The sequence below is a fragment of the Guptibacillus hwajinpoensis genome (genome assembly GCF_020171785.1).
Lineage (GTDB): Bacteria > Bacillota > Bacilli > Bacillales > Guptibacillaceae > Guptibacillus > Guptibacillus sedimenti.
The window spans coordinates 299187-315801 of the sequence record NZ_JAIVAE010000002.1; the positions used below are offsets into that span (position 1 = coordinate 299187).

Consider the following 16615-nt stretch of genomic DNA (forward strand, 5'->3'; position numbering starts at 1 on the left):
AAGCCTGCTTGGCTTCTTTTTTTTGAATAGAACTTAACGAAAGGAAATTTTAATAAATGTGAACAGATTATTAACGGACAGAACATTATTCTTAAGAAAAAAGATTGTGATACTTGTCACAATCTCAACGATGATTCATAATAAAGGTGTAAACAAGAGGTTCACTGTTTCTATGTGCATTGATAAGGGAAGATGAGTAACAGATGATGAGAAATTGGTACAAGGGGGATGAACAATTTGGAACTAGATTCAGCGATGCTAAGTCGTCTTTTAACAAGTCTAACACTAGGCTTTCACATTATTTTTGCGACGTTAGGTGTCGGTGTCCCGTTATTAATTAGTCTAGCTGAATGGATCGGGATTAAACGAAACGATCCCTATTATACGTTACTTGCTCGGAGGTGGGCGAGAGGTTTCGTCGTTACCGTAGCGGTAGGTGTTGTGACTGGTACTGCTATTGGGTTACAATTATCACTTTTATGGCCTAACTTTATGCAGCTGGCGGGTCAAGTCATTAGTTTACCGCTATTCCTTGAAACATTTGCTTTCTTTTTTGAAGCGATTTTTCTAGGAATCTATCTTTATACTTGGGACAGGTTTAAAAAGCCGATCTACCACTGGTTAATTTCAATCCCAGTTGTCATTGGCTCAACGTTATCCGCTGTCTTTATTTCAACAGTTAATGCTTTTATGAACTCCCCGCAGGGTTTTGATATGGTAGATGGTGTGCTTACCAATATCCAACCGCTTGCAGCAATGTTTAACCCTGCAACGCCAACAAAGGTTGGGCACGTTGTGATGTCAGCCTATTTAACTTCTGCGATCGTACTAGCTGCTATTACAGCGTTCCATATGTTAAAGGGAAAGCGAAGTACGTATTATCGAAAAGCGCTTAAATTGACGATGACGGCCGGTTTTATCTTTGCGATCGGAACAGCTGTCATTGGAGATTTTTCAGGAAAGTATTTAGCTGAGTACCAGCCGAGTAAGCTAGCTGCTGCAGAGTGGCATTTTGAGACGTCTGAAAATGCTGATCTCGTTGTTGGTGGTTTTCTAAATGACGAAACGAACGAAGTGAAATATGGTCTTGTTTTACCTAATTTCTTAAGTATTCTTGCCCATGGTGATCCTAATGCTGAAGTAATGGGACTTGATCAAGTTCCGGAAGATGAAGTGCCGCCGCTTTACATCCACTATTTATTTGATGGGATGGTCGGCATCGGGATGTTTTTGGCCGCTTTAACGTTCTTTTTTGTGATCGCTCTTCGATTGAAACGGTTTAATACCGAAAATAAATGGTTCTTGCGCCTCATCGTCCTTGCTGGACCGCTCTCAGTTCTTGCAATTGAATTTGGATGGATTTTCTCGGAAGTGGGCCGTCAACCGTGGATTCTATGGGACATAATGAGGACGGGTCATGCTGCTACATCTGCAAATGGTGTTGGATGGATGTTTGTTCTTTTCCTTCTCCTCTATATTGTACTTGGCACGCTTTGTGTGACTGTGCTTAGAAAAATGTTCAAAACGAATCCAGCTGAAAATGAGCTAGAGGAGATTGCTAGAAAGAAATAAGAGCTTTCAATAGAAGGGGTGAAAAAATGGATATTCAATTACTTGGGATCACCGTTCTGTGGGTTTTTCTTTATGGCTATCTCATTACAGCCTCCATTGATTTTGGAGCGGGCTTCTTTGCTTACTATGGAGAGCTTACGGGACGCGACCACATTATTAATAAAATCATTAGTCGTTATTTATCACCTGTATGGGAAGTGACCAATGTTTTCTTTGTTTTCTTTTTCGTTGGCCTCGTAGGCTTTTTCCCTGATACGGCCTATTATTATGGAACGGCTTTACTTGTACCAGGCAGCATCGCCATTATTCTTTTGGCGATACGAGGGTCATTTTATGCATTTGGAAACTATGGAGCGAAGAAAAGCAGAGTTTATACGTTTTTATACGGGGTTACAGGCTTATTGATCCCAGCTTCACTTTCAACTGCTTTAACGTTATCAGAAGGTGGATTTATAGAAGAGGTTAACGGAGAAGTGAAATTTCTTGCAGGAGAGCTATTTTCCAGTTTTTACTCATGGTCTGTTGTCTTGCTTGCGATTGTATCCGTGCTCTTTATTAGTGCGGCGTTTCTCACGTACTATGCTAGTCGAGCAAATGATGAGCCTGCTCTTGAATTGCTTAGAAAGTACGCGCTGTTTTGGAGTGCGCCAACGATTTTGTCCAGTATTCTGGTTTTCGTAGCCCTTCAACAACATAATTCTGTGCATTTCGAACGAACGCTGGATTATGCCTGGTTCTTTATTGCTTCACTTTTTTGTTTTTTAATCGCAACGTATTTGATTTTCCAACGTAAACGATATGGAACCGCATTTATTTTTGTGATGCTTCAATTCTTTTTCGCATTCTTCGGGTATGGCATTTCTCACTTACCATGGATTTTATATGATCACATTACCATTTATTCAGGGTATACGAACGAAACAACTGGTGTATATCTTGTTATCGCCTTTATAGCTGGTCTTTGCTTACTCGTGCCTTCCCTCGTCTTATTAATGAGGCTATTCTTATTTGATGCAGAGTATGTAAAGGGGAATAAGTCCTGAAGAAGAAATATTGACACTGATGATAAGAGTGGTAGGATAGATATGATAGTGCGTCAGCAATGTTGCTGGCGCGCGTTTCTTTCTGAATGAGTAGGAGGAGTGTGTCTTGAAAAAGCAATTTGCCGTTATTGGACTCGGTCGTTTTGGAGGAAGCATTTGTAAGTCACTAAGTCAGCAGGGGATGGAAGTTCTTGCGATTGATATGGATGAAGATAAAGTGAATGAGTTTTCTTCTGTAGCGACACATGCTGTTATCGCTGATTCAACTGATGAAAGTGTTCTTAAAAACCTTGGTATTCGTAACTTTGATCACGTTATCGTAGCTATTGGGGATAACATTCAATCGAGTATTTTAACGACGTTAATTCTAAAGGAATTGGGCGTAAGTAAAATTACGGTAAAAGCCCAAAATGATTATCATGAAAAAGTACTAAACAAAATTGGTGCAGATAAAATTGTGCACCCCGAACGCGATATGGGTGTTCGGATTGCACATAGCATGATTTCAAATAGCGTATTAGACTATTTAGAACTCTCTGATGAGCACAGCATTGTAGAGCTGATCGCAAACTCGAGAATGGATAATAAAACAATCATTGAATTGGATATTCGCGCAAAGTATGGTGCAAATATTGTTGCTATCAAAAAAGGTGATGAGATTATCGTTTCGCCTCAAGCTGATCAAATGATATCAAAAGGTGATATTCTTATCGTAATTGGTTCAGATCAGGACATTAACCGCCTTGAGCGACAAATTTTAAATCGTGATTAATCTTCACACAGAAAAAACAGCCTGTCGAACGATCGACAGGCTGTTTTTGTTTGATCAAATTTCCATAATGATCGGAAGGATCATTGGACGACGCTTCGTTTTTTCGTATAGGAAAGGTGCAAGAGTATCTGTAATTTCATTCTTAATTTCAGACCACTGGCTTGTACGCTTTTCCATTACACCATTCAGATGCTTTGATAAAAGCTCTTGAGCATCATTAATCAAATCACCAGATTCTCTCATGTAGACAAATCCACGAGAAATGATGTCAGGACCGGAAAGAATTTTAAACTCTTTCATGTTAATGGAGACAACAACAATAACAAGACCTTCTTCAGAAAGGATTTTACGATCTCGTAGCACAATGTTGCCAATGTCCCCGATTCCTTTTCCGTCCACATAGACAGATCCAGAAGGGATTTTACCACTAATGGAGGCTTCATTTTCGCTTAGTGCGAGAACTTCACCGTTATCCATAATGAAAGAATGATCCTGCGGAATGCCGCAATCTTGTGCGAGCTTTGTATGCATCTTAAGCATACGGTACTCACCGTGAATTGGCATAAAGAATTTAGGCTTAATGAGACGAAGCATAAGCTTCTGCTCATCTTGTCCACCGTGACCAGAAGTATGAATGTCACTTAGTTTATGGTGAATCACATCAGCACCTGCGCGAGATAGTTGGTTAATGATTCTCGATACGCTTACCTGGTTACCAGGAATAGGTGAAGAAGAGAAAACAACTGTATCTCCAGGAATGATTTGAATTTGACGATGTGTCGCGTTCGCAATTCGAGATAGAGCAGCCATCGGCTCTCCCTGACTTCCTGTACAAAGAATCGTTACTTTATTTTCTGGAAGACGGTTGATTTGATTCGCATCAATAAATGTATCTTTAGGTGCATTAATGTACCCAAGTTCCTGACCAATCGTAATGTTAGATTCCATACTGCGTCCGAAGACGGCTACTTTACGTCCGTTTTCAACGGCTGCTTCCACAACCTGTTGAAGGCGGTGAATATTTGATGCGAAAGTAGCGAAAATGACACGGCCATCTACTTTTCTAAAGATATCCTGGATGGTTTCCCCTACGCGACTCTCAGACATTGTAAAGCCTGGAACTTCACTATTTGTACTATCAGAAAGAAGAGCTAGAACGCCTTCTTTACCGATTTCGGCCATTTTAGTTAAGTTTGCGGGTTCGCCAACCGGTGTGAAATCAAACTTAAAGTCTCCCGTATGAACGATGTTACCAGGAGGAGTTTTAACAACGACACCATAAGAATCAGGAATACTGTGAGTTGTTCTAAAGAACATTACTGATGTTTTACGGAACTTAATAATGTCTTCTTCTGTGATTTCATTTAAAGAAGCGCCTCGAAGAAGTCCGTGCTCTTCAAGTTTATTGCGAATAAAACCTAGTGCAAGCTTACCACCATAGATTGGCACGTTAATTTCACGAAGTAAGTAAGGGATGCCGCCTATATGGTCTTCGTGACCGTGAGTGATAAATAAACCTTTGATTTTATCCTGGTTTTTAACGAGATAAGAATAGTCTGGAATAACGTAGTCAATTCCTAGTAATTCTTCTTCTGGGAATTTAATCCCAGCATCAACAAGGATAATTTCATCCTGAAACTGAATACCGTACATGTTTTTACCGATTTCTCCGAGTCCACCTAAAGCGAACACGGCGGTTTGATGATTTTTAACAAATTTCATAGTCTATACATTCTCCAATTCAAAGTGCTCTGATTTTTGCTCAAACGAAAGGAAGTCATCTTCCACGGTTTGAATAAATTCAATATTAAGGTCGCGGTCCTTTAATTTGTAGCGAACTTCCCGTTCAGAAGTAGCCTCTACGTAAAGGCTCATTGTTCGCTCTCTTACAGGAACCTCCTTTTTTGTCTCTTGATAAAATACCTTATAAATCATTCTAAATCTCTCCTTAACTCAGACAATTTGTGTGCATCTTCGTTTATTATATAGGAAATTGGTTTCTTTTTCATGTTTCTAACCACATTTCCATAAGAAATAGGAGAATTTGCACGAATTTAAGGGTGGAAAAGGTTAATCAATGGAATATTTAGGTTGTGGAAATAGCACGTTCCTCCAGGTTTTTTTTAATTTACGCTTCATTTTTCGATACATTAAGCTCATCCTTCCTTTTTTAATAACTATTTTTATTATTGATCATGTCGTTAGGATTTAGTTTGGAAAAAGATGGGGAAATAGTAGGGACACCATTTCCTTAATCATGTAACATGTTAATGAATTCGCTTATAAGGAGGGTGAGATTTGAAGTTATATGTTGCGCTTATTTCATTAAGTTTAATATGGGGCATGTCGTTCATGTTCATTAAATTGATTGTTCCGATTACAGGGCCATGGGGCGTAGTCTTTTTTCGCTGCATACTTGGGGCAGTATCAATTTTTCTTTATTTAATGATAAGAGGAAGAATAAAGAAGTTAAAAGGCAATCTTAAGTGGGGAAGTCTTATTCTAGTAGGGATTATGAATGCGCTCATTCCCTGGGGAATGATTGCACTTAGTGAAGAACGGATCTCGAGTAGCCTTGCTGCTACGTTAAATGCGACGACACCACTATTCACAAGTATTCTTGGCGCTTTTTTATTTGGGCGAATGCTATTTCTGAAACAGTGGACAGGTATAATCGTTGGATTTATCGGCATCCTTTTTTTAATTGATCTTGATCTAAGTGCATTGGTAAAAGGCGAGTGGAGAGGGGTATTTCCAATGCTAATCGCCACTTGCTGCTATGGATTTGCATCGCAATATACAAAAAAGAACTTAAAGGGCGTACCTGTTGATGTGTTGTCGTTCATTACGTTAACGATCGGAGCGACAGGAGGACTTCTAATGATGCTCATTAGTGGGGAAGGTGGTATTCAGTTTACGTTACTCCTTCAACGTGATATTCTAATAGCGCTAATTGGTCTAGGTGTGTTCGGTTCGGGTCTAGCTTATTTGCTCTTCTATTATATGATTCAACATGGTAGCGCAGAGTTTGCGACATTAGTGACATACCTTGTACCTGTCACCGCCTTGATCTGGGGAAGCTTTTATTTAAATGAAAACATCACACTACCTATGATTTTAGGGTTGCTACTTGTGTTTTTTGGAGTTTATTTATCAGGTAAACATCAAAGAACTGAAGCAAACACGATAAGAAGATCAGCATAATGTTTTCAAGATAGTTATGATAAAAAATATAGCAGGAACAGGTGAATGACGATGCATAACGAAAAGATTGTGTTTTTTGATATTGATGGCACACTTCTTAATCATGACAAAAAAATTCCAGTGTCAACGCGGGAAGCTTTAAAAACACTTACAGAGAATGGGGTTCATGTTGCCATTGCAACAGGCAGAGCGCCATTTATGTTCGCAGATCTTAGAGAAGATCTTGGAATAGACACGTTTATCAGTTTTAATGGCCAATACGTGAAACACCAGGAAAAGGTTGTTCATACAAATCCGCTAAGTCGCGATGAAATTACGGTTCTTGAAGAAGAAGCCAAGAAAAATGGCCATCCCATGGTATTCCTTGATCACGAAGCGATGATGAGTAACCATGATGAACATCCTCATATTATGAAAAGCATGGACGACTTAAAAATGCATTATCCTGGATATGATCCTTCCTATTATCACAATAGAGAAATTTATCAGGCGCTTCTGTTTTGCGAAAGTAATGACGAAGGTGGCTATCGTGATGCATATGGGAACCTTGATTTTATCCGCTGGCATGATTATTCCATGGACGTGATTCCCCCTGGAGGCTCAAAAGCGAAAGGAATAGAAGCTATGATTAAGCACCTTGGATTTAAACGAGAAAATACGTACGCTTTTGGAGATGCACTCAACGACATCGAAATGTTGAAGTTTGCAGGCACGGGAGTCGCAATGGGAAATGGCTATGAAGAAGTGAAACAAGTGGCTGATTACATCACGGATCCGGTCGATCAAGACGGTATTCAAAAAGGGTTGAAAAAAGTAGGCTTACTATAAAAAAGGGGATCGCCTATTGAAACGGCGATCCCCTTTGCTCATTGTAGAATCAAGCTTATCGACCTAAAGGTGTTAATTCACTTGCTTCTTCATTGTTAATCCGATCGTAAAACATAACGCCATCAAGATGATCAACTTCATGTTGGACAACGATAGCAGGCAACCCCTTTAATCTTAGCTTTAGCGGATTACCTTCAGCATCAACGCCCTTGACTGTAATCCGAGCATATCTCGGTACAGCACCAGGTACTTCACGATCAACGGAAAGACAGCCTTCCCCTCCATCTAAATACGTTTTTTCAACGGAATGACTAATGATTTTTGGATTCATGATGCCATAGCTATATAGCGTGCCTCTATTATCAGAGACGTGCACCGCAATCATACGTTTGCTAATGCCGATTTGTGGGGCAGCAATTCCGATACCTGAGCGTAATTCATACTTTAAGGCAGCTTCAGGATCTTGACTATTAATAAGGAATTCAAGCATTTCTCTTAAGGTTTGCTTTTCTTCTTCAGTTGCAGGAAGGGTAATTTCATTTGCAACTTCAGTTAGGATTGGATCCCCTTCTCTACGAATATCTTTCATTGTTAACATGGTATGTTTCACTCCTATTCAAAACGGTCTATCATAAGTATATTCAACTTTTTGTAAGGGTTAAAGCAATTGCTCTTTTATTAATGACGATTGATACTGAAAAAGTACAAGTGGCATTATGTGTCACTGTGTAAAAGAGAATCTTACAATAGTGATAGTTTAGCACAAGCCGATTTAACAGGGAATCCTCTTGAATGATCTGTCTAGAAGGAATATGCGTGAATTATAGTATTGATTAAAAATGGAGTATTCTATTGAGATCTGTATTATGGTATAGTAATCAGGGATGTAATTATTATGGTATGAATTGGATATGTGGGGGGACTTTTTTTGCTACGTAAATATCGTTTGGGAATTATTTCTCTGTTTTTCTGTTTTCTAATGGTTGGGTTAGCTGGTTGTCAGTTTGGTGGTAGCCCAGCAGAAAAAATGTATGACCATTTAGAGGAAGCTGTTGCTCTTGAAGATCAATTTAGAGAACAACAAGAACCTCTGGCGAAGGCAGAGAAAAAAGAGCAAGACATTTATAATGAGATTGTTGCACTAAGTATGGAAGAGTTTGATAAGATTGAAAAGCTTTCGAAAGAAGCTGAAGAAAATGCAGATCAGCGCCTTGAGTATTTAAAGAAGGAAAAAGAAAGCATCGATGAAGCATATGAAGAATTTGAGGAAGTTAAAGATTTAACCGAGGATCTTGAAACGGATGCAGCTAAGAAAGATGCTAAAAGCTTGATTGACATTATGGATAAGCGTTATGAAGCTTATGGAAAGCTACATAAAGAATACAAAGCAGCTGTTGAACAAGATCAAAAGCTCTACAGCTCACTTGAAGATAAAGAACTAACATTAGAGCAACTCCAAGAACAAATTAAAGTCGTTAACGAGAAATATGGCAAAGTGGCTGAGCATAAAGAAAGTTTCAACAAATTCACATCTGAATTTAATGAAGCCAAAAAAGCTTTTTATGAATCAGCTGAATTAAATGTGAATTACGGAGAATAGAAACCGCTCGTTTGAGCGGTTTTTTCTATGGATGTAGAAAATATTTTGAACGCGGTCGTTTTTTAAAATTAAAGGGGACAGCATTTTTGTCATGAAATTTGAAGCAATTTCTTGTTATAACGAGTTATAAAAGATCTCCCCTCCTAATTATTGACACTAATACAGTCTATCAAAACAGAATGTAACAGTTTTAATATCATCCCATAACATGCAATTAATAAATCAATTAATTGACTTGAAACTTACTGTATTGTAAACTTAAAAACGAACTTACTCATGAAGAGAAGCACTCCCTTAATCTTACTGATACAGACTATTATTCGCAGTAATACATAGCACTAGGGATTATTTCTTCAGAATTAAGGGTATGACATTGAGTGTTGTCTTAAGTAATGCAAATTAATGAATGGTATTTGTCATTTAATAACGTTGAAATGGACATGCTAGTGATGTCTGTAAACTGAACGACCCACTCACAATTGCAACATTTGCAATTCAATAATCTATCTCTTTATGAATGAAAGGATGAGGTGAAAGGTATGGGAACTAAAACCATCGAAAACATCGAAGGCCAATTCGAAATGTTCCAGATTCTAAATGAAAATGGCGAAATCGTTAATGAAGAAGCAATGCCTGAACTATCAGATGAGCAGCTTCAAGAATTAATGCGCCGCATGGTGTACACACGCATTCTTGACCAACGTTCAATCTCTTTGAACCGTCAAGGACGTCTTGGCTTCTACGCACCAACTGCAGGACAAGAAGCTTCACAATTAGGAAGTCAATTTGCACTTGATAAAGAGGACTGGATTCTTCCAGGTTATCGTGATGTTCCTCAAATCATCTGGCACGGTCTTCCACTATATAAAGCATTTTTATTCTCCCGTGGTCACTTTGTAGGAAACCAGGCTGATGGTCTTAACGTATTGAGCCCACAAATCATTATCGGTGCTCAAATTACACAAACGGCTGGCGTTGCGCTTGGACTTAAGAAAAAAGGCAAGAAAAACGTAGCAATCACTTACACTGGTGATGGCGGTGCTTCTCAAGGGGATTTCTATGAAGGAATGAACTTTGCAGGTGCTTATGCTGCTCCAGCAATTTTCGTTGTACAAAACAACCGCTTTGCTATCTCAGTTCCAGTTGAAAAGCAATCTGCTGCGAAAACAATTGCTCAAAAAGCAGTTGCAGCTGGTATCCAAGGCGTTCAAGTAGACGGCATGGACGTTCTTGCTGTTTATAAAGCAGTTACGGATGCTCGTGAGCGCGCAATTAATGGTGAAGGTCCAACACTAATTGAAACAATGACTTACCGTTATGGTCCACATACAATGGCTGGTGACGATCCAACACGTTACCGTTCTGAAGATCTTGATAGCGAGTGGGAAAAGAAAGATCCAATCGTTCGCTTCCGCAAGTATCTTGAGAGCAAGAACCTTTGGTCAGAAGAAAAAGAAAATGAAGTAGTTGATAATGCGAAGGACGAAATCAAAGCGGCTATTAAGAAAGCAGATGGCACTCCTAAGCAAAAAGTAACAGATCTTATTTCAAACATGTACGAAGAGCTTCCACAGAACCTTCGTGAACAATATGAAGAATATAGTGCAAAGGAGTCGAAGTAAGCTATGGCGCAAATGACAATGATTCAAGCAATCACTGATGCGATGCGTACGGAGTTGAAAAATGACGAGAACGTACTCGTGTTTGGTGAAGACGTAGGTCAAAACGGCGGCGTTTTCCGTGCGACAGAAGGACTTCAAAAGGAATTTGGCGAAGATCGCGTATTCGATACTCCGCTTGCTGAATCAGGTATCGGTGGTATGTCTATCGGACTTGCACTAACTGGATTCCGTCCAGTACCAGAAGTTCAGTTCTTTGGATTTGTATACGAAGTAATGGATGCTATTTCCGGTCAAATGGCTCGTCTTCGTTATCGTTCAGGCGGCTCTTTCCACGCGCCGATTACTGTTCGCTCACCATTTGGTGGCGGCGTTAAAACACCAGAACTTCACGCAGATAGCCTTGAAGGTCTAATGGCGCAACAGCCAGGACTAAAAGTTGTAATCCCTTCAAACCCTTATGATGCAAAAGGACTTCTTATTTCTGCGATTCGTGATAACGATCCAGTTATTTTCCTTGAGCACATGAAGCTTTATCGTTCTTTCCGTCAGGAAGTTCCTGAAGAAGAATACACAATTGAAATTGGTAAAGCTGAAGTGAAACGTGAAGGTACTGACATCACAATCGTAACTTACGGTGCGATGGTACAAGCTTCTCTTAAAGCTGCTGAAGAGCTTGAAAAGAACGACATCAGTGCAGAAGTAATCGACCTTCGTACGGTTAGCCCGCTCGATATCGATACAATTATTGCCTCTGTTGAAAAAACAAATCGTGCAATTGTTGTTCAAGAAGCTCAGAAGCAAGCTGGTATTGCGGCTAACGTCGTTGCAGAAATTAACGACCGCGCAATTCTAAGTCTTGAAGCACCAGTTCTTCGCGTAGCTGCACCTGATACTGTATTTGCATTCTCAGCTGCTGAAGATGTATGGCTTCCTGATCATACTGATATTATCGAAAAAGCAACTCAAGTTGTTAATTTCTAATTAACTCTTTATAAAAAAACATGAAGTGAAGCTGCGATCCGCGCTTCGCTTCAGATCTTATATGAGCAAAATTTTTCTACAATTAGGAGGCGAAGTCCCGTGGCATTTCAATTTAAGATGCCGGATATCGGTGAAGGTATCCATGAAGGCGAAATCGTAAAATGGTTTGTTAAATCCGGAGATGAAGTTAAAGAAGACGATATTCTTGCAGAAGTACAAAACGACAAAGCTGTTGTTGAAATTCCTTCCCCAGTAGACGGAACAGTTAAAGAAGTTCACGCTGAAGAAGGCGCAACTGTAATCGTTGGAGACGTAGTGATTACTTTCGACGCAGAAGGTTATGAAGATGCAGAGGAAGAACCTGCAGCTGAACAGCCTCAAGCTGAAGAAGAAGCTCCTAAAGCTGAAGCAAAATCTGAAGCAAAAGAAGATAGCGCTGGATCAAAACCACTTCCTGAAGCTGAAGAAGAAACAGATCCAACAAAACGCGTTATTGCTATGCCAGCAGTACGTAAATATGCTCGTGAAAACGGCGTAAGCATTTCAAAAGTATCTGGTTCAGGTAAAAATGGTCGCGTCGTAAAAGAAGACATCGACACTCACTTGAATGGTGGAGGCGAAGCAGCTTCTGAAGCTCCAGCAGCGACAGAAGAAAAAGCTGAAGCGAAGCAAGAAGCTTCTACTACATCAGCACAGCCACAAGCATCTGCACAACCAGAAACTCGTGAGAAGATGAAAGGTATGCGTAAAGCAATTGCGAAAGCAATGGTTAACTCGAAGCATACTGCTCCACACGTAACTCACATGGATGAAGTTGTTGTAACAGATCTTGTTGCTCATCGTAAGAAGTTCAAACAATATGCTGCAGACAAAGATGTGAAGCTAACTTACCTTCCATACGTTGTAAAAGCACTTGTTTCTGCACTTCGCGAATTCCCAATGTTGAATGCATCTATTGATGATTCTACTGAGGAAATCGTACACAAGCATTACTACAACATCGGTATCGCTGCTAACACTGACGCTGGACTAGTTGTTCCAGTTGTGAAAGAAGCAGACCGTAAGCCACTTCTTAATGTTTCATCTGAAATTAATGAGTTGGCTAAAAAAGCTCGCGATGGTAAACTATCAGGGGACGATATGAAAGGTAGCACATGTACTATTTCTAACCTGGGTTCTGCTGGTGGTCAATGGTTCACTCCAATCATCAACAACCCGGATGCTGCTATTCTTGGTATTGGTCGTATTGAGGAGAAGCCAGTTGTTATCGACGGAGAAATCGTTGCTGCACCTGTTCTTGCTCTATCGATCAGCTACGACCACAGACTTATTGATGGCGTAACAGCACAACTTGCTCTTAATCACATCAAGCGTCTGTTGAACGATCCACAACTCTTAATGATGGAGGCGTAATAATATGGTAGTAGGAGATTTTCCAATCGAATTAGACACACTTGTAGTAGGAGCTGGACCAGGTGGATATGTGGCTGCAATCCGTGCAGCACAGCTTGGTCAGAAAGTTGCCATTGCTGACAAAGGAACTCTAGGCGGAGTTTGCTTAAACGTCGGCTGTATTCCTTCAAAAGCAATGATTAATGCATCTCATAAATATGAGTCTGCAAAGCACTCCGATGATATCGGAATCACAGCTGAGAACGTGAGCGTCGACATGAAAAAAGTACAGGAGTGGAAATCTTCTGTTGTTGACAAGCTTACTGGCGGCGTAGCAGGACTTATGAAATCAAATAAAGTTGATGTTATCAGTGGTGAAGTTTATTTCGTCGATAAGAACACAGTTCGTATCATGGACGAAAAGAACTCTCAAACGTATACATTCAACAACTGCATCATCGCAACAGGATCTCGCCCAATCGAACTTCCAAGCTTCAAATGGAGCAAGCGTGTGATTTCTTCAACTGGTGCACTTGCACTTGACGAAGTTCCTAAGAAAATGGTGGTAATCGGCGGAGGATACATCGGAATCGAACTTGGTACTGTGTACGCAAACTTCGGTACTGAAGTAACAATCCTTGAAGGTACGAAGCAAATTCTACCTGGATTCGAAAAACAAATGAGCTCTCTTGTTTCTCGTCGTCTTAAGAAGAAAGGTAATGTAGAAATCATTACTCAAGCTCTTGCACAAGGCGTTGAAGAAACAGAAGACGGCGTAACAGTAACAGCAGAAATCAAAGGTGAAACGCAGACGTTTGACGCTGATTATGTTCTAGTTACAGTTGGTCGTAAGCCTAATACAAATGAAATCGGTCTTGAAGAACTTGGCGTTGAAATGACGGACAAAGGTCTTGTGAAGATTGACAAGCAGTGTCGTACAAACTTCGATAACATCTATGCGATTGGTGATATCGTAGAAGGTCCTGCACTTGCTCATAAAGCTTCTTACGAAGGTAAAGTAGCTGCAGAAGCGATCAGTGGTGAAAACTCTGTGATTGACTATCTTGCAATCCCAGCGGTTGTTTTCTCTGACCCAGAACTCGCTTCAGTTGGTTACACTGAACAAGAAGCAAAAGATCAAGGTTTCGATGTGAAAGCATCTAAATTCCCATTCGGCGCTAATGGCCGTGCATTGTCTCTTAACGACAGTGAAGGATTTATGAAGCTTATCACTCGTAAAGAAGATGGCTTAGTGATCGGTGCTCAAATTGCTGGTCCTAACGCTTCTGATATGATTGCTGAGCTTGGTCTTGCAATCGAAGCTGGTATGACAGCTGAAGACATTGCGCTTACAATCCATGCTCACCCAACACTTGGAGAAATTACTATGGAAGCTGCTGAAGTAGCTCTAGGTACTCCAATTCATATTGGTTAATTTCTTATTAAAAAACTTCGGAGACACTGAGTCTCCGAAGTTTTTTTTGCTGAGCGAAACTTGTTTTAGAACTGATTGAGGGAGAGGAGCCATTTTTATCAATAAAAGGACATACATATGAATAGAATAACTGCTTCTAGTGGAGGTGGAGTGGAATGTATTGAAAAGTGCTTTGCTTTCAGTTCATGATCTGGTTTGCTTTTTTTCAAATCATTCATCATTCTCCACGAGATCCAATTGGATTTAAAATCGTATTGTTTCTCGTTTTTCTCTATCTGGTTTGTACGATTTCAATACAAATGGTGACGAGAGGGAAGGAGCTTCTTTTTCTCATTTCTTTCTCTACAACTATTGCATTAGTCATTAATTATTTCTATATCTTATTCATATAAGTTGTAGTCCATATAAAAGCGCACTACCAAATTGGTAGTGCGCTTTTATTATTTTGTCTCATCTTTTTTAGGTGGTCTTGGCGGTATTTTCTCTTGTTTAAAAGCTTTTAATAGAGAGATTATCATACCGATTATGATAATAGCAAACGGAAAAGCGGCTATGATAGACGCAGTTTGCAGGGCACCGAGGCCACCTGACCAAAGAAGAACTGCTGCAGCTGATGACTGAATCACACCCCAAGTTAATTTCACTTTGGTTGAAGGATTCATACTTCCGTTCGTCGTTTGCATCCCAAGAACAAATGTAGCTGAGTCAGCCGATGTAATAAAGAAGGTACTGATTAGTAATATCGCAATGATCGACATAAATGTACCAAGTGGATATTGCTCTAGTACAGCGAATAGTGCAACTTCCATACCCCGGTTGTTAATAATGTCGTAAATACCCGTTCCGGCCATATCAAGTGAAATAGCGGAACCTCCAAACACGGAGAACCATAATCCCCCGAAGATCGTTGGTACTAAAAGAACACCAAGAACAAATTCTCGTATCGTTCTACCTTTTGATACACGAGCAATAAACGTTCCGACAAATGGTGCCCAGGCAATCCACCATGCCCAGTAGAAGATTGTCCAACTCTGTATCCAGGACGATCCTTCAAATGGTCTCATTCGAAGACTCATGCTAGGCAAATTTTGAATATAGGAACCAAGCGTAGATGTAAAGAGATCCATAATAAAGTTTGTTGGTCCTGCAAAGAGCAAGAAGAACATGAGTAAAATGGCAAGTACGATATTTGTATTACTTAAGTACTTAATTCCTTTTGAAATGCCTGTTGAAGCAGAAATCATATAAAGCACTGTAACAATTAAGATAATGATCAATTGTGTTGTAAACGAATTTTCAATGCCTGTTAAATAAGAGATTCCTCCACCGATTTGTGAAGCTCCGAATCCGAGTGAAGTAGCGACACCAAATACGGTCGCAATAACAGCGATAACGTCAATTATTTTACCAATAGGTCCATTTACGCGCTCTCCTAGAATCGGATAGAAAATAGCACTAATAAGACCTGGTGCTCCTTTTCTAAACTTAAAGAATGCTAGAGCTAACGCAACTGTGGTATAAATCGCCCAAGGGTGTAGCCCCCAATGGAAGAAACTATACTGAAACGCAAGTCTTGCTGCTTCATCTGACTGAGAAGCAGCGCCAGCAGGTGGATCGTAATAATGGAACATTGGTTCTGCAACGCCCCAGAATACAAGTCCAATTCCCATTCCAGCTGAAAATAACATCGCAAACCATGTAATGAGATTATACTCCGGTACATCTGTTTCTTTTCCAAGTCGAAGTCTGCCGTACTTCGAAAAAATAAGATAGATTGCAAAAATTAGAAAGCCTGACGCTGCTAATAAATAAAACCATCCAAACTTCACCTGAAGAAAGCTTTGAAGTGAAGTAGTCGTTGCATCTAAAGACTCTGGAGAAATGGTTCCCCATGAAATAAAGATAAGAGATAATACTACAGAGATTATAAAGACTGCTGTAAGCTTATTCAAATTTCATCATCACCTTTCTGAATAATTAACTGTACTTTCATCCGAAAAGCTTTTTTAATAAATCAGAAATAAAATGCATGTGTACTCAATTTCACCTGTCGTTACCAAAACTATGCAGCAAGCACCCTATTTCCTATTATTAACAGGCTTTGTAACGGATCGCGAAATTTGCCACGTTGTCTAGTATATTTGTTGAAATCAACGTTGTAAAGGG

At 39.9% G+C, this 16615-nt stretch carries 14 protein-coding genes; 10 read left to right on the forward strand and 4 right to left on the reverse strand.

Features of this window, described 5'->3' with window-relative positions; all coding sequences use genetic code 11:
* Positions 1-255 precede the first annotated feature (255 nt).
* The 3 genes from LCL91_RS02010 to LCL91_RS02020 all read left to right on the forward strand — a co-directional run bounded on the left by LCL91_RS02010 (position 256) and on the right by LCL91_RS02020 (position 3387).
* Entirely contained in the window at positions 256-1572 is a 1317-nt protein-coding gene (locus LCL91_RS02010; RefSeq protein WP_224880156.1) for a cytochrome ubiquinol oxidase subunit I, read from the forward strand.
* 26 nt (positions 1573-1598) lie between these two features.
* Entirely contained in the window at positions 1599-2615 is a 1017-nt protein-coding gene (locus LCL91_RS02015; RefSeq protein WP_098443220.1) for a cytochrome d ubiquinol oxidase subunit II, read from the forward strand.
* A 106-nt stretch (positions 2616-2721) separates the two neighbouring features.
* Positions 2722-3387 carry a potassium channel family protein gene (locus LCL91_RS02020; RefSeq protein WP_224879524.1) on the forward strand — a complete coding sequence of 222 codons (666 nt, stop codon included), beginning with the start codon at positions 2722-2724 and terminating at the stop codon, positions 3385-3387.
* Positions 3388-3441: 54 nt separating this feature from the next.
* Here LCL91_RS02020 and rnjA read toward each other — a convergent pair whose 3' ends face one another.
* Entirely contained in the window at positions 3442-5109 is a 1668-nt protein-coding gene (gene rnjA / locus LCL91_RS02025; RefSeq protein WP_159782237.1) for a ribonuclease J1, read from the reverse strand.
* Positions 5110-5112: 3 nt separating this feature from the next.
* Positions 5113-5322, reverse strand: coding sequence for a DNA-dependent RNA polymerase subunit epsilon (locus LCL91_RS02030; RefSeq protein ID WP_224879526.1), 210 nt, complete (start codon positions 5320-5322; stop codon positions 5113-5115).
* A 363-nt stretch (positions 5323-5685) separates the two neighbouring features.
* On the opposite strand from LCL91_RS02030, the gene LCL91_RS02035 reads away from it, so the two are divergent.
* Both LCL91_RS02035 and LCL91_RS02040 read left to right on the forward strand, forming a co-directional pair.
* Complete coding sequence (locus LCL91_RS02035; protein WP_224879528.1) at positions 5686-6591, forward strand: DMT family transporter; 906 nt, start codon at positions 5686-5688, stop codon at positions 6589-6591.
* A gap of 51 nt (positions 6592-6642) precedes the next feature.
* Positions 6643-7419: a Cof-type HAD-IIB family hydrolase gene (locus LCL91_RS02040; RefSeq protein WP_224879530.1), complete on the forward strand. Its 777-nt coding sequence runs from the start codon at positions 6643-6645 to the stop codon at positions 7417-7419.
* A 55-nt stretch (positions 7420-7474) separates the two neighbouring features.
* Here LCL91_RS02040 and def read toward each other — a convergent pair whose 3' ends face one another.
* Complete coding sequence (gene def, locus LCL91_RS02045) at positions 7475-8017, reverse strand: peptide deformylase (protein WP_224879532.1); 543 nt, start codon at positions 8015-8017, stop codon at positions 7475-7477.
* 330 nt (positions 8018-8347) lie between these two features.
* Here def and LCL91_RS02050 point away from each other — a divergent pair, with 330 nt between their 5' ends.
* From LCL91_RS02050 to lpdA, 5 genes are all read left to right on the forward strand, one after another.
* Positions 8348-9019: a YkyA family protein gene (locus tag LCL91_RS02050; RefSeq protein ID WP_224879534.1), complete on the forward strand. Its 672-nt coding sequence runs from the start codon at positions 8348-8350 to the stop codon at positions 9017-9019.
* A gap of 539 nt (positions 9020-9558) precedes the next feature.
* Positions 9559-10641, forward strand: coding sequence for a pyruvate dehydrogenase (acetyl-transferring) E1 component subunit alpha (gene pdhA, locus LCL91_RS02055; RefSeq protein WP_224879536.1), 1083 nt, complete (start codon positions 9559-9561; stop codon positions 10639-10641).
* A gap of 3 nt (positions 10642-10644) precedes the next feature.
* The gene (locus tag LCL91_RS02060) at positions 10645-11622 is read left to right on the forward strand and encodes an alpha-ketoacid dehydrogenase subunit beta (RefSeq protein WP_159782242.1); all 978 of its coding nucleotides are present in this window, start codon (positions 10645-10647) and stop codon (positions 11620-11622) included.
* 99 nt (positions 11623-11721) lie between these two features.
* Positions 11722-13035 carry a dihydrolipoamide acetyltransferase family protein gene (locus LCL91_RS02065; RefSeq protein WP_224879538.1) on the forward strand — a complete coding sequence of 438 codons (1314 nt, stop codon included), beginning with the start codon at positions 11722-11724 and terminating at the stop codon, positions 13033-13035.
* A gap of 4 nt (positions 13036-13039) precedes the next feature.
* Entirely contained in the window at positions 13040-14449 is a 1410-nt protein-coding gene (gene lpdA, locus LCL91_RS02070; RefSeq protein ID WP_224879540.1) for a dihydrolipoyl dehydrogenase, read from the forward strand.
* A gap of 440 nt (positions 14450-14889) precedes the next feature.
* On the opposite strand, the gene LCL91_RS02075 is transcribed toward lpdA, so the two are convergent.
* Positions 14890-16401, reverse strand: coding sequence for a glycine betaine uptake BCCT transporter (locus LCL91_RS02075; protein ID WP_224879542.1), 1512 nt, complete (start codon positions 16399-16401; stop codon positions 14890-14892).
* Positions 16402-16615 lie beyond the last annotated feature (214 nt).